Raw genomic sequence first — 14,616 nt, 5'->3', positions numbered from 1 at the left:
TATAAAAATGCTACCATTACCAGTAATGGAGTGGTTACGTTCACAAAAGCGATCGTCGATGCGATGGTTGCAATGGTTTATATTGCTGGCGGTGGGCCTCCTAGTCAGTGTTTTTTTGAGTACGGTCGTAACCTCGGGCCAGGCGTTGGCGGCGGACGCAAAGTGGGATAGTAGCAAAATATCTTACGACAACGAAACCTTTGAGCGAGTTTCCGACGTCGACAAACTAAAGGCCCTTAACTTAGGGTCTGACCAAGTGGTCTACATGTCAAAGAAAACTGTGGCCAATAATCAAGACGTTCGCGTAATTCACTTTCCATCAACAGGCGATCTCGGATCAATGACCTCAGTGTCCCTAACAACATTCACGTACACTTCGCCAAACACTTACACAAAGAAAGAATCGACCACACTATCAATTGACCCTCCGAGCCAAAACTCTGCGTCTTCGTGTGAAGTTGCTGGCGGCATCGGCTGGATCCTTTGTCCCGTTTCGGCGTGGTTAGCTAGCTCCATCGACTGGATGTTTGGGGTGCTTAAAAGCTTTCTCGTGGTGCCGCCGCTTCAGACGGGTAATCAGACCAGTGGCATCTTTCTGGCTTGGAATATCGTTCGCAATATCGCCAACGGTATCTTTATCGTCATGTTCATAGTCATTATTTATTCACAAGTTACTTCTATGGGCATCTCCAATTATGGCATCAAAAAGATGTTGCCTCGCTTAATTGTCGCGGCGGTACTAGTCAATTTGTCGTTCCACGTCTGCGCCATACTCCTCGACCTGTCAAACATCGCCGGAAGTGCACTCCAAGATATGTTTATGAATATTCGTAACACAGTCGCCACCCTGGGCGGATCTGCACCAGCATCTGAACCAATGACCTGGCAAGAGGTCACCTTCCAGATTTTGGGAGGCGCTGCCGGCGGTGCGGCGCTGGCTGCCGGAATCGTCATGCGGGCCGAGCTACTTCCTTTTATTGTGCCGCTTTTATGTGGCATTGGACTCGTTATTCTTCTCGTTGTTATCATTATGGCCGCCCGTCAGGCGTTAATTGTTATTTTGATTATCATTTCACCGCTGGCTTTTGTGGCTTACTTGTTGCCAGGCACAGAAAAGTGGTTTGATAAGTGGAAGGATATCTTCTTGACGATGCTGATATTCTTCCCGGGGTTTGCGGCAGCCTTCGGTGGGGCACAGCTGGCAGGCTCAGTCATTATGCAAAATGCCGCGGGCCCGAACGGGGCAGTGATGTATATCCTCGGTATGGCAGTCCAGATCGCGCCACTCGCCCTGACGCCGTTGATGATCAAGTTGGGCGGCGGACTCCTCGGCAAATTCACCGGTCTCGTCAATGACCGCAGTAAGGGATTATTCGACCGATCTAAGAACTGGGCAAAAGAGCAGAGCGAGATTACGAAACGTAAAAAACTCAACAAACGTCCAGATAGCAAATTCACCCCAACAGCATGGCGACGCAGACTGGCGCAATCATCGCAAAACCGTAAGGATAGGCTCAAAGAGTTGCAAGATGAATCTGATGTTATACGAAAGGGGACTGGTTCCTATGCTAAGATTGATCAATACCGACGGATGGTTAACGAAGACAAAAAGGCTATCGAGGGTCGGCTAGAGGCCGCTTGGGGCAATCATCTGATGTCTAATTCCGCCGCCTTTGACCGATACGCACAAGCACAATCATGGTCTGAGCAGGCTGAGGCTTCTAAGGGAGCGGCTGACACTTATTATAAGTCGATGCGGGCACTCAAGCCTACCCAGACTAATGAGTTGTCTTCGTCGTTCCAAGAAAGCTTGGAGCGTGCCCGAGGAGCGGCGCAGCAAGTGGCTCTCCAGGGCCTGCAGAACGCTTCATCGCAGCGTGTTGCCGATGATCGATGGGCAAATGAACTGAAAGAAAACGAGACGATGCGCAATCTGGCTGGACAAGTCGAACAAATATACTTCGGTGACAGTCGCGGTGCCGATCGAGCAATTGCCATGGCAGAACAAACGCTCAGCAATGCCTACAACGAAGGCGTCGAGAGCGCAAATCGCTTGCTTGATCGATACAATGCCGATGAGTTTGATATGGTAGATATGGCTCTTGGCGCTATCGGTAGCGAAGTCAAGGGCATCACCGTTACCAGGGATGTCAAGGCTGCGTCACTTCGTCGTGTTCTTGGCGGTAAGAATATTAAGGCTATCAAGTCGTTGACCAGCCAGCTTGACTTTGCCCACCTTGACGATGCCCTTGCCCAGGAAGCTGGCGACGCTCTCAAGAACAACCCGGCACGACCGTTCTGGATCGGATCTTCAATTGCTAATAAGATTAAGATTAATAATATGCCATGGTCTGGCCAAGAATTTATCACCCAAACGACCATCAAGGCGCTTAGCGAGGATAAATTGTCGACCGAGGGCCTGGTCACACAAGACGCCGTCTATCTTAACACCCTGGCCGATATGATTGAAAATTCGAACTTCCGAGGACAAATTTCACAACAGCATCTTCAGATTCTGCGCGATCGAATAAATGAAGTACGGACGACTCCGCAGTACAGTGGTCGTATTGGCGAAAGTATCGGTGCAATTAAGCGAATGGAGGCGGCCCTTTCGTATCTGCCGCCAACAGAAACCTAAGCTAATCTGCTATAATAATACCTAATGGCCGTCTACAAAGTTCCCCAAGATGTGGAAGCTGAAGACAAGCTGCTCGGGCCGTTTAGCTTCAAGCAGTTTATTTTCTTGATCGTCGCGATCGGCATGATTGCGCTGGCGTGGGGACTGTTCTCGGTGCTGCCGCCGCTGGCGATTATACCGGTGCCGGTTGCACTGTTTTTCGGAGCGTTAGCCTTGCCGCTGCGCAAGGATCAGCCGATGGAGGTTTACCTCGCAGCGGTTATTTCGTTCATCCTTAAGCCCAAGCAGCGACTGTGGCGAGCTGATGGCATTGAGCGAATGGTCGAGGTGATCGCCCCGCGGGTTGAGGAAAAGCAATACGGCAAGGGGTATGACCAGGCCGAGGTCAATCGCCGGCTGTCATATCTGGCGACGCTGGTGGACACGCACGGTTGGTCGGTGCGCGGCGTCGATAATCCAAACAGCTCGGTGATGAACAGCTCGATGCAGGCGGATTGGTACAACGAGGCCCAGACTGCCCAAGACCCGCTTGATCCAAGCAGTAAGACAGCCCGCGCCTTTGAAACACTCATTGAGCGGGCCGACGAAAAGCGTCATGATGACATTGTCCAGCAAATGCAGCGAGCCCAAACCACCCCGACTACCCAGACCGCCCAAGACAGCCAAGACGACCAAGCCCTCTCGCCGCAACCCTCGACCTTCGACCCCTATCCAACTATGCAGCAGTCCATCATCACGCCCATCAGCGAGCAGACGACCGCGACGGCCCACGCCGACCAGACGCCCCCTAGCACAGCACCCGTCTCGCCTGCTATAATGGACTTAGCGCGTAATCACAGCGATCTATCGGTCGCCTCGCTCCAACGAGAGGCCGGTCGCATCCAAAAAGAACATGATAAGGAAGTCGTGATTTCGCTTCACTAGGTGGGATGTCTATGCAACCAGATCAGCAGCAGCAACCATATCACTATCCACCAGATGCAGCCACTGCACCACAGTTTGGTGCACCGTCAAATCCGCCGACCATGCCAGGGGTCATTGCCTCTGGGCCTGACCCAGTCTCCGCAGAACCAACCTCACCGTATGCTCAGTATCCTGATCAGTTCAGCCCGCTGCCACCATCGCAATCGCAAACACAAGCACCAACCCAGCCGACGCCAAGCACGCAACCCGCGGCACAACCAACCCCCAACTTGCCGCCCGCACCCGAGCCCAACCAGCCACAGCCAGCCCCGCAACAGCCCGCCAAGCAGCCAACTAACCAGGCAAAACCTCAACAAAAAGGCCCGACCAGTACTCAGAACACGCTGCTATTTTCTGAGATGCGCGAGAATATGATTATCATGAATGACGGCAGCTTTCGGGCGATTGTTCAGTGTCAGTCAATCAACTTCGATCTGATGAGTGGCCGCGAGCGTGAGGGAATTGAGTTTAGCTACCAAAACTTCCTTAATTCGTTATATTTTCCGGTTCAAGTGCTCATTCGCTCGCGTCGCGTTGACATCGGGCCGTATATCGACCGCCTGATTGACATCCGCCGCAACCAAGACAATATGCTCCTGAACGTGCTGATGGATGACTACATCAACTTCATCGATGTCCTCGCCCAAGAAGCCAATATTATGGACAAGGATTTTTATATCGTGGTGCCGTATTATCAGAGTGGCGACATGCAAGTTATCAAGCAGCAGGCCAAGGGTCTGTTCGATAGTTTTTTTGGCGGCAAGAAAGACAACACCGTCACCAAGATTGAACAAACCGCCTACGAGAAGGCCAAGGATGAAATTAAGAACCGAGTTGATTCAGTAATGAGCGGACTGTTTCAGATGGGCGTGAAGAGTTCGCAGCTTAATACCAAACAGCTGGGCGAATTATTCTATAGTTCATATAACCCTGACGTGGCGCCGCAGCAGCCACTCAGTGTTGGTGCCGATGAACTGGCGACAACCTATGTCCGCAAGGGACAGGGCGAGTCGCCACATGGATATGGAGGAGCACGACATGGCTAGGAAAAAGAAGCTGGACGCCATTGATATCGCCGCCCAACAGCGGGCCCGCGAGCAGGCCGAGGTTGAGCAGGCCTTTCTCACCGGTGTGAGAACCCTGCGTGACTTCATCGCCCCGAGCAGTCTCGAGCTCAAATCCGACCACTTCCGCCTCGGCTCAAAGTATGGGCGCACCATGTACGTCTACGGCTATCCGCGCGAGTTATACACCGGTTGGCTCAGCTCGGTGATCAACATCGACGAGGTGCTGGATATTAGCATGTTCATTTATCCAGTTGACACCCAGGTGGTGCTCAACAACTTACGCAAGAAAGTGACTCAGCTTGAGGCCAGCCTCAGCATCAATTCCGAGAAGGGCAAGGTGCGCGACCCAGCGATGGAAGCGGCATTGCAGGACGCCGAGGAACTACGCAATCAGTTACAGATCGGCTCGGAAAAGTTCTTCCGCTTTGGCCTTTACATCACGATTTATGCCGACAGTATTGATGAGCTCAACTTTATCCAGCACAAGATCGAGACAATTTTTGGCCAGCAGCTGGTGTTCTCTAAGGTTGCCTCGGCCCAACAGGAGCAGGGCCTCAATAGCACCATTCCGCAGCTGACCGACCAGCTCCAGGTTCGCCGCAACATGAATACTGGCGCTATTTCTACCAGCTTTCCGTTTACCTCGGCCGATCTGACCGATGGCAAGGGCGTGCTCTATGGTATTAATATGCACAATAACGGCTTGGTGATTTTTGATCGATTTTCCCTCGAGAATGCCAACATGGTGGTGTTCGCTAAATCTGGTGCTGGTAAGTCGTTCACGGTCAAGCTGGAGGCGCTGCGCAGCATGATGCTTGGTTCAGACATCGTGATCATCGACCCAGAAAACGAATACCAGAAGCTGTCCGACGCCGTTGGCGGTAGCTACATTCGACTCAGCCTCAACAGCGACACCCGCATCAATCCGTTTGATCTACCGCGAGTGATTGATACCGATGAGGCAGACGATGCACTGAGGGCGAATTTAGTGACGCTGCATGGCTTGCTGCGACAGATGTTGGGCGGCTCACAGACGACGGCGGGCGGGCAGATTATCGCTGGACTGACAGCCGCTGAAGAGGCTGATATTGACCAGGCGCTGATCGACACCTACGCCCGCGTCGGCATCACCGCTGACCCGTTGACCCACCATTCGACACCGCCAACTATCGCCGACCTCTACGATACGCTGCTTCATATGGGCGGCACCGGGCCAAGCCTCGCTCAGCGGCTGCGCAAATTTACCTCCGGTACTTTCGCTGGTATCTTTAGTCAGCAATCAAACATCGATATCAATAACACCATGGTGGTCTTTAATATCCGCGACCTCGAGGACGAGCTACGGCCGATCGCCATGTATATTGTGCTGAATCACATCTGGAACATTACGCGTACCGACCAAAAGCGGCGCATGCTGATCGTCGATGAGGCGTGGCAGCTGATGCGCTACGACGACTCGGCCAACTTCCTATTTTCTCTCGCCAAGCGTGCCCGCAAATACCAGCTCGGCCTCACGACCATCACCCAGGACGTCGAGGACTTTATGGGTAGCAAGATGGGCCGGGCCATCGTTGCTAACTCGTCGATGCAGCTACTACTCAAGCAGTCAACCAGCGCCGTCGACGTCCTTTCCAGCGTCTTTAAGCTAACCGAGGAAGAGCAAAAACGCCTCGCCAATTTCCCCGTGGGGCAGGGGTTATTCTTTGCCGGACAAAACCACGTTCACATCCAGATTCAGGCCAGCGATACCGAATACGAACTCATCAACACCTCGCCGATCTCTCGACATCAACTACCATCAGAAACGCCGCTCGGCGGGTACGGGGCAGTGTAGTATAATTGGAGGCATATGGCAACAAAAACAAGACCGCCGAGGATTGACTATACAACGGACGACAGAGCCGACGAGAGATTAAGCCCTGCCGAGCTGGCTAAGCTTGATCAAGCCCAGGCTGCGCTTGGAGAATCAGAATTAAATGCCGGTGATCGTGCGAAACTTGATCAGATAGAGGCGGGCTTGAAGGACGATGGCTTTGACCTCGACAATAGTCAGTTTGATAAGCAAAAAAAACAAGAAACTAGCACCAACGCTGCTCAAACGCTAGCCAATCTGGAGAATGAGTTTAACTATCCTGACGCTCAGGCTCAACAAGAGAACAAAGCATCTTCTAGAAGCAGAAACTTCATGAAAAAGCTTAAAAAAAATAAGGGTGCCTCCATCGCTGTCGTCCTCATTCTCGGGGCATTTGGTATAGCCGCACCGTTTACCGTTAACTTATTTAAGCTCAGCTCTCTAATAGAACCGATCATCGGTAAAGTATCCAAGGTCCCCGAGCACGCCGTGGAGCAACGGTTTGAGTATATCGTCACGCGCTGGTTATCCATGAGAATTATGAAAGAAGCATATCCAGGCGACAAAAACCTAGTCTTTTGCGCTGGCGGCGGTTTGTTGTGTCACCTCGGATCGACTAAATACTCTGACTGGTTCACCAAGCAACTGGACGCAAAATTCGAGAAAGAGGGTAGAAAAATCAAAACAACCCTTAACGCAACTGGTAAATCGAGCTTAGGAGGCAAGGCCACTAGTTTCACGGTATCGCTAGAAAACATCGGCAAGGATGTTGGCTCTCTCACGCGCAACGTATCAAAAGAATTAAATGGACACAAAGAAGCCAGGCGCTTTGTTAATAATATGGTCAAGCAGGCCCATGGTAAAAATTATGTCCTCCGCTATATATCAAAAAAGATCCTCATGCGTAAATATGGCATTAAGCGCTTCAATATTATCCCTGACAAAACAGCCAAAAACTTAACGGAAGTCTCCGCAAAGATTAAGGCGTCAATCATCAAGGGGCTTGTCGGTAGAGTGTCCACGAGGATGACTGCCTACATCGGCTGCCTCCAGGGGGCAAATGTCGCAACTTGTAAGCAGCTGCTCGATAAGCTAGACTTTGATATTGATAAACGAATAAAAGAGGCCGAGGATGCGGTCAACTCATCGAAGGAGGGATCCGAAGAGCGCAAGCGAGCCGAGGCACAACTCAAAAAAGCCCAAGGCAGCAAGGCATCGCTTGAATCAGCAAAAAGTGTTATTAACGGCGAGGTAGATGGTTCACTCGGAAAGGTTATCTCAAAAGAGCTCATCAAGAAGGTGCTGGGACCAATTGCGGTTGTCGGTTGGATTGATATGGCGTTTAGGGCGGTTGGTGCAATTGACGGACGAGTGCTTGAGGCTATATTTTATGATGCTATGACACAGGCGGTTACAGCATTTGCCTTTAATGAAGACTCCAGTCCAATGGTTGCCGCCGATCAGATCAAGGACGGTAGTGCAGACATGAATACTCTCGCCGTTGCAAGTAAAATGTTTGACGGAGCAGAAAGGTCACCACTATTCCAGCTATTCCAGCTTCCTTCGACAGAGGCAGCTTCGCCAATCCTTGCCAGTCTGTCGAAAGGTATTACAAGAAAGTGTACAAACGAAGCCGGAGAGGAGGTAGATACCAAGCTGCCACCGGGCGAGTCAATTTGTCCTGAGAATAAAATGGTTCGTGATTTTACAACGATAAAAAACAATCCTTGGTGGAGGGGATTGGCGTCAGTTGCCGGTTTTTGGAATAGTTCCATCGGGCAAGCTTTTAAGGCGCTGGATGACATCACCTCGACAATAACCGGCCCCCTTTGGGATCTTGTCAAACACCTTCCGGGCGTTAGTTTTGGTGTAGAAAAACTACAGCAACTCGTCCAGTGGATGATTGGTCAAATAATCCCCCTTCCGTCGCTTGGAGTTGGAGCATCAGGTGTATCAAACTATGAGGCACTTGCTGCCGCTCTACACTCAACCAGCAACGAGTCTATGGCGCACGGACAAAATAAAGACAATCCGTCCGGCAAAACCGATGGTGCTGGCGGAGCCGCTCTATCCGACCAACAGTTGGCGTCAATTGTTCAGCACAAGAACCGCCAAGAAAAAGAGGAATTCGACGCACAGCCAATGCTCGCAAAACTATTCAACCCATCTTTGCAGGGTTCTATAGCTAATCAGCTCCTGGCAAAAATACCGACTAGTGGCTCGTCGGCGCTACAATTCCTCCTTAATACCCCCTCGACTATAGTTAATAGCACCACAAAAAAAGCAAAGGCCGGCACGGCAGACATACACACCCTCAAGGCGTTCGGTATTCCAAACTACGGTTACGCCGACAGCTCAACCTTCAGTGTCGACCCGGGCACTTATACCCAAGAATACTGCACCGCTAGCGCCAAGGCCAGGGAAGACAGTCTCAGCCTCGAAGATGGTGAGCTACTCCACACCTACAAAAAAACCGACCCGTGTGCCCTTGAAAAAGTTGTCGGCGGACTACTAGCAACGGCAGCCGACGACAAGGAAAGTAATCTCTACATAGAAGAGGCTGGCAACAAAAAAGACGAGCAGTCATCAGGGCAGTCCGGGTCTAATGATAGCGGAAACCTCAGTGGCGCACCAAGCCGTGACGGGTGGGTGTGGCCGATGAATCAGAAGGTTGACCCAGGACCGTGCTGGGGTCGTAATGTCGGATCACTGGGTGTACACGCAGGAATGGATATGAACTCTACCGTGGTGCAAAACGTTTATGCCGCACACGACGGTGAGGTTATTTGGGCGAAAAACTATGGGGCAGGAGGTAATGCCGTGCGCATAAAAACCCCTGAGGGTATCTACTACACCTACCAGCACTTGACGAGTTACAGTGTGTCTGCTGGTCAATCCGTTAAAGCGGGTCAGGTGGTTGGGGTTGGTGGTCTAACTGGTAGGCTCTTTGTTGGGGGTGCAACAAAAGTTCATCTACACATGGTAGTATCACGTTCAGACGACCATCCATCATATGGATCACTCAAGAATTCCTTTAACCCGATGGATGTATTACCAAAAGAAGCACCAAATAATTATAAGTGTACATAAATCATGACCAGTAGAAATAAATTAATTACCATATCTATCATTATACTAATATGTACAACCACCATTACCTGCCTACATATACTTATATTCAGAGGACAACCAGACAAGACGGCAGTAAATATTGAAAAATCTGGCGTTAATTTAGAAATGCTCAAAACCTCTGTAAACAAAGCTATCCGAGATAATAATTATAATATACGCTCATCAGATCAAGACCGCCCCATATACACTGAACCAAACAGTATTCGATATTACTCCAATGATTGGTTTACTGCCACCATAACATTTCTTGATGAAGATCCATATTCAGATGGGCGTAGGTTTTTTTGTATATTCAAGGCTTCGTCATCATCATCATATACGCTCAAGCTTATCGCCCAGCCGGATAGGGCAATAGGTAGAGACATGCTGCCAAGTGACGTACCAAGTGATTTAGCTAAGGAGTTTCCAGAATGAAACATAGAATATATACCGCAACCATAATTATTATATATATATATATATCCCTTTTTAGTCCACTCACCGCATCATCTCTTGATGAGCGATCGTACATGAGTAATTCTATATACTTTCTCAACAAGAAAGAGGCCGCCTCATGTGCAGATACACCGAGTCAAGGAGCGTCAGCAGCCACAACAACATCTAGCTCTACATCACAAGCTCAATCGCAACTACCCGCCGAAACCATAGAGAAGCTTGACAAACTTGGGGTGAAGGAAAAATTTAAGCAGAATGGTGCAGCCTACGCCAAAGGAGAGGCAGCAACGGGCGTACCAGCAACCATGCTAGCAGCGCTTCACCTTCGCGAAGGTAGTATGGATCCGACAAGAAGTATAGCTGACGGAGAAAAACTAGGAAAGGGTTGGAGTGTTGATGGGGTGAGAATCGGTAACACCCTTGAGGAGGATGCTATATTGGCAGCAAAACATTTTCAAGAAATGGCTAAGTCGGTCTACGGAATAACCATAAATAAATCAATGAAGACTGAAGATAAGGGTCGCGCATTTCTCGCTTATAATAGGGGTTTTCTCTACAAAAAAGCTGGCCTCGACTACGATAAATCTGGATATGTTATGCAGGGCATCGATAGCGAGCATATCGGCGGTTCATGGAGGTTTCTCGACCCGTTCGGCGGACATTCCCAGGCCGGACACCTTACAAACGGAAACCCAGGGGCGTTGGCCGTACTCGCTTATCTTGGAGACAGTACGACGACAACATCATGCGAACCAGCCGCTTTTCCGGGCAACTTTGCCGCATATTCTCAGTGTGAAGGTCCGTGGAGCAGCTTACCATATTCGTCGCACAACTTCTGTACATCAGCATGTGGTGTCGTATCGGCGGCGATGATACTAACAACTCTTAAAAAACAGTCAATTACACCCGACTCAATTGTAGCAAACGTTAGAAAATACGGTGGTGAGATTATAGGGGTTGGTAGTAATACCAACAATATCCAAAAGATGATGCAGCAAGAATACGGTCTTCGTGGTGAAAATATTGATGTCGAGTCTGGCGGTGCCTCTGGTCGCAAGGACAGAATTAATGCAGCCCTTGATAGAGGGGCGATTATATACACCTCCGGGAGGGGGTCACGCCCCTTTACTAGCGGAGGCCATGTCATAGCGATCTACAAAAAACTTGACGACAATAGATGGCTTGTCGGTGATCCTGCAGGTAGCACCAAAGATGGCGCAAATCGCAAGGTGCTTGGTGAGTATAACCAAGACGACGTAGCAAAGTATATACATTTACATATAGGAGCATTGTATGCTAAATAGAAAAATATTTATTGGAGCATTTATAGCCGTTGTGGTCGTGGTAATTACTCTGCTAGTCATTGTATTGTATGCACAATACACAAATGATAACAGGGCAAGAAGTGATGAATACACCGACCAGATATCGGGAGAGGTGGTGCCGACTAAATCAACAGGTGGCGCAACAGGAGATAAGATACTCATTCTTGGAGTATCGCTTTTAACAAAAGAGGCTGTCCAAGATAGCGATATTGATTTTATCAAAGAATACATTAGTTTCGTTGCTATAAACAAGTTTGGCAAAAAAATCACCGATACAGTTAGCATCCAAAAGGGGAGTGTGCAATTTTCCATTGGTAATAACACTAATTCCACTACCTATAAGTTTAATGTATACCTCGATAACTCCCATTACATTATTGTGAAGCTGATCACACCACTAGATTTGTCGGCAGGTTATGGTAGTGCAAAAAAGGTATTGCTTTTCGAAACTACCGATGGCAAAAATATCGCCGAATACAAAAAGTTTTCCTAGTATCTAGCGCTTCAACGGCATAACAATATGCATACAATCTGGCGTAGGGGTCTGCTCGCGGATGACACATGGCGACAGTTTACCATTAAACGAGAAGGTGACAGTATCGCCATCAGTAGCGCCAAGTGACTCGATCAGATAGCGAGAATTAAGCGTAATTTCGCCGTCGCTTGACACCTCGGCGCTAGCCTCAGAGGTATTCTCGCCGAGTTCCGAAGCGATTGAATGGATTGATAATAGCGCCTGCTCATGACTAGCCGTGAGGGTAATACCGCCACCCGATTCGCGCGCAAATAGACTAGCGACCTTGGTGATGCGCAGGAAATCAGCCTTCTTAATCACTACATCGGTCTCGGCGAGTTTAGGAATCAGTTGACGATAGTCGGGAAACTTGCCATCGATCAGCCGACTCACGATCTCTAAGTGATCCGTCCGAAACCCAACCTGCGTTTCATCAAAAAACAAACTTACGTCACTTGTTTCAGTGTCGAGGCTCCGCAGCACCTCCTGGAGTGTTGATGCTGGCACGATGGCTGTAATTTCGCCGTCAAATTTCATCAGCCGTTTCTCCGCCAACCGATAACCGTCTGTGGCCGCTAGATACAACTCACTATTGTAGGTATGCCAATACACACCAGTCAACACTGCCCGTGTGGCATCACTAGACGTCGCGATAATGGTTTGCGAAACCGCCTTTTTTAGCTCATCCGCACTCATATCCAGTCGCACTGCCGTCTTCTCGTCCACCGTCGGTAGCTCTGGAAACTCATCCGCCACGACGCCATTGATAACTGACGAAAACTTGTCTGCGGTCAGGTGTAGGTGCTCGTCCTTGACCTCCAATTCGACCGTACCACTCGGCAGGCTGGCGACAAACTCGCTCACTAGTCGGGCCGGGATGGTTATCGAGCCGGGCTTTTCGACCTTGGCGCCAACATACTGGGTAGAAGCGATCTCCAGATTCGTTGCCGCTACGACCAGCCGAGAGCCATCGGTTCGTAGTAAAATATTATTCAGTATTGCTAGTTCGTTACGACTAGCGGCGATGCGTCCAACGCTGGTGAGGGCTTTGGCGAGGTTTTCTTGGGTGACGGTGAGCTTCATATTCTTATTATAAATCCTTTCTTAATTTTATTCAGCGGTTAGTAATAATAGGCGCTGTGGAAACTGGGTAAATATTGTGTTCAAACAGGGGTAATAGTAGCACTGTGTCAGTGGAAAAGACGGTGGATTTGCTGGGTATGGTGTCGTGGACAAGACGCCGATTATCCACGTGATACTGCTTGGCCCATTTGGTAGCAACCAGATTAGTGGATAGTCGTTCACACGTTTGTCGCTGGTTATACGCACGTTTTACCCAGGTTTTACACATAGAGCTTGTCTCGAATGTCGTTGATTTGTTCACGAATGTTGACGCTGATAAGCATCTCCTTGCTAATTTTGTCAACCGAGTGAATGGCGGTGGTGTGGTCTTTGCGGCCAAGCTCCTGGGCGATTTTTGGAAAGCTCATCTTGAGCTCGCTCCGCAGCAGGTACATGGCGATTTGGCGTGGCTGCATGATATATTTATCGCGCCTTGGCGAACACACATCCTTGACCTCAACACCAAAGTGGCGAGCGGTTTTGTCAATAATTTGCTTGGCGGTGATATGTTGCGGGCGAGAGCGCTTGATATTGCCGAGTAGCCCCTCGGCGGTTTCGGCGTCAGGTGTGATGTTCTGCATCTCGGCGTAGGCGAGGAGCTGATTGAGCGCCCCCTCAAGTTCGCGGATATTGGTCTTAAAATTGGTGGCGAGGTATTCGACAACGTCGGCGGATAATTCAATGTTGCTCAGGCCAGCCTTAGCAGTAACGATAGCACAGCGAGTTTCATAATCAGGCATCTGCACGTCAATCGTCATGCCCCACTCAAAACGACTGCGCAGGCGGTCGGTCAGGGTAGGGATGCTTTTGGGCGGCTTGTCAGAGCTGATAATGATCTGCTTGTCGTTTTGGTGTAGGTCGTTAAAGGTGTGGAAGAACTCGTCCTGAGTTTTTTCCTTGTTGGCGATAAACTGCATATCGTCAACAATCAAAACATCGACGTTACGATATTTGTCGGAAAATCCTTTTTTCTTGAAGCGAATCGAGTCGAGAAATTCACTAACAAAGGTCTCGGTGGTGGTATATAATACGCGGGCGGAGGGTTGGCGCTTAATAATCTCATTACCGACAGCCTGCATCAAATGGGTTTTACCAAGCCCCGAACCGCCATACAAATAGAGCGGATTGTATTTGGTGCCAGGATTAGCGGCAATCGCTTGACAAGCAGCGTGCGCCAGGTCATTACTTGAGCCAACAATAAAGTTGTCAAAGGTGTAGCGCGGGTTGAGGTTGGTTACTGATTTTTTAGACTGCTTGATGATCGGTTGGGCGGCTGCTGCTGAACTTGGTTCATCGCGATTGAGGCGCTGTCTCCGAGTGGCCACCTTTTTTGGTCGAAAATGAATCGTCGAGACCGCAAGGCCATTTCGTTTCAAACCGTCAGCGATGCGCTGATAATAGCGTTTCTCTAGTTGTGTCAACACGAAAGGGTTGGGTGACAGGACAGCCACCTCGTTATCAGATATAATGTCAAGCTCAGTCGACTTAAACCAAGTCGAAAATGACGATGGCGGAATTGAAACTTCAATTTCACCCAGCACTCCCTGCCAAATAGCTTGACTATTCAC

At 49.6% G+C, this 14,616-nt stretch carries 10 protein-coding genes; 8 read left to right on the top strand and 2 right to left on the bottom strand.

Going from position 1 to position 14,616, the window contains the following annotated elements; translation table 11 throughout:
• Positions 1-25 precede the first annotated feature (25 nt).
• From FBF24_00050 to FBF24_00015, 8 genes are all read left to right on the top strand, one after another.
• A complete protein-coding gene (locus FBF24_00050; GenBank protein ID QCT40304.1) occupies positions 26-2,638 on the top strand; it encodes a hypothetical protein in 2,613 nt (870 codons plus the stop codon).
• Positions 2,639-2,662: 24 nt separating this feature from the next.
• Positions 2,663-3,562, top strand: coding sequence for a PrgI family protein (locus FBF24_00045; protein QCT40303.1), 900 nt, complete (start codon positions 2,663-2,665; stop codon positions 3,560-3,562).
• 647 nt (positions 3,563-4,209) lie between these two features.
• On the top strand, positions 4,210-4,647 hold the full coding sequence (locus tag FBF24_00040) for a hypothetical protein (GenBank protein QCT41158.1): 438 nt from the start codon (positions 4,210-4,212) through the stop codon (positions 4,645-4,647).
• Positions 4,640-6,502, top strand: coding sequence for a DUF87 domain-containing protein (locus FBF24_00035; protein ID QCT40302.1), 1,863 nt, complete (start codon positions 4,640-4,642; stop codon positions 6,500-6,502). Before FBF24_00040 ends, FBF24_00035 begins: the two co-directional genes overlap by 8 nt.
• A 15-nt stretch (positions 6,503-6,517) precedes the next feature.
• Positions 6,518-9,610 carry a M23 family metallopeptidase gene (locus FBF24_00030; protein QCT40301.1) on the top strand — a complete coding sequence of 1,031 codons (3,093 nt, stop codon included), beginning with the start codon at positions 6,518-6,520 and terminating at the stop codon, positions 9,608-9,610.
• Positions 9,611-9,613: 3 nt separating this feature from the next.
• Complete coding sequence (locus tag FBF24_00025; protein QCT40300.1) at positions 9,614-10,066, top strand: hypothetical protein; 453 nt, start codon at positions 9,614-9,616, stop codon at positions 10,064-10,066.
• The gene (locus FBF24_00020) at positions 10,063-11,391 is read left to right on the top strand and encodes a hypothetical protein (GenBank protein QCT40299.1); all 1,329 of its coding nucleotides are present in this window, start codon (positions 10,063-10,065) and stop codon (positions 11,389-11,391) included. Before FBF24_00025 ends, FBF24_00020 begins: the two co-directional genes overlap by 4 nt.
• Positions 11,381-11,905 (top strand): hypothetical protein, encoded by a 525-nt coding sequence (locus tag FBF24_00015; protein ID QCT40298.1) that lies wholly within the window; start codon positions 11,381-11,383, stop codon positions 11,903-11,905. Before FBF24_00020 ends, FBF24_00015 begins: the two co-directional genes overlap by 11 nt.
• A 3-nt stretch (positions 11,906-11,908) precedes the next feature.
• Here the strand turns inward: FBF24_00015 and dnaN are convergent, their stop codons facing one another.
• Both dnaN and dnaA read right to left on the bottom strand, forming a co-directional pair.
• On the bottom strand, positions 11,909-13,009 hold the full coding sequence (dnaN, locus tag FBF24_00010; protein QCT40297.1) for a DNA polymerase III subunit beta: 1,101 nt from the start codon (positions 13,007-13,009) through the stop codon (positions 11,909-11,911).
• A gap of 260 nt (positions 13,010-13,269) precedes the next feature.
• Complete coding sequence (gene dnaA, locus FBF24_00005; protein ID QCT40296.1) at positions 13,270-14,616, bottom strand: chromosomal replication initiator protein DnaA; 1,347 nt, start codon at positions 14,614-14,616, stop codon at positions 13,270-13,272.

It is taken from the genome of Candidatus Saccharibacteria bacterium oral taxon 488, assembly GCA_005697215.1.
GTDB lineage: Bacteria > Patescibacteriota > Saccharimonadia > Saccharimonadales > Saccharimonadaceae > Nanosynbacter.
This window is presented reverse-complemented; position numbering and strand designations above follow the sequence as displayed.

Bases quoted from the DNA above. Each gene is read 5' to 3' on its own strand.
- FBF24_00050 (QCT40304.1), top strand. From the start codon at position 26: ATGGAGTGGTTACGTTCACAAAAGCGATCGTCGATGCGATGGTTGCAA.
- FBF24_00045 (QCT40303.1), top strand. From the start codon at position 2,663: ATGGCCGTCTACAAAGTTCCCCAAGATGTGGAAGCTGAAGACAAGCTG.
- FBF24_00040 (QCT41158.1), top strand. From the start codon at position 4,210: ATGGATGACTACATCAACTTCATCGATGTCCTCGCCCAAGAAGCCAAT.
- FBF24_00035 (QCT40302.1), top strand. From the start codon at position 4,640: ATGGCTAGGAAAAAGAAGCTGGACGCCATTGATATCGCCGCCCAACAG.
- FBF24_00030 (QCT40301.1), top strand. From the start codon at position 6,518: ATGGCAACAAAAACAAGACCGCCGAGGATTGACTATACAACGGACGAC.
- FBF24_00025 (QCT40300.1), top strand. From the start codon at position 9,614: ATGACCAGTAGAAATAAATTAATTACCATATCTATCATTATACTAATA.
- FBF24_00020 (QCT40299.1), top strand. From the start codon at position 10,063: ATGAAACATAGAATATATACCGCAACCATAATTATTATATATATATAT.
- FBF24_00015 (QCT40298.1), top strand. From the start codon at position 11,381: ATGCTAAATAGAAAAATATTTATTGGAGCATTTATAGCCGTTGTGGTC.
- dnaN (QCT40297.1), bottom strand. From the start codon at position 13,009: ATGAAGCTCACCGTCACCCAAGAAAACCTCGCCAAAGCCCTCACCAGC.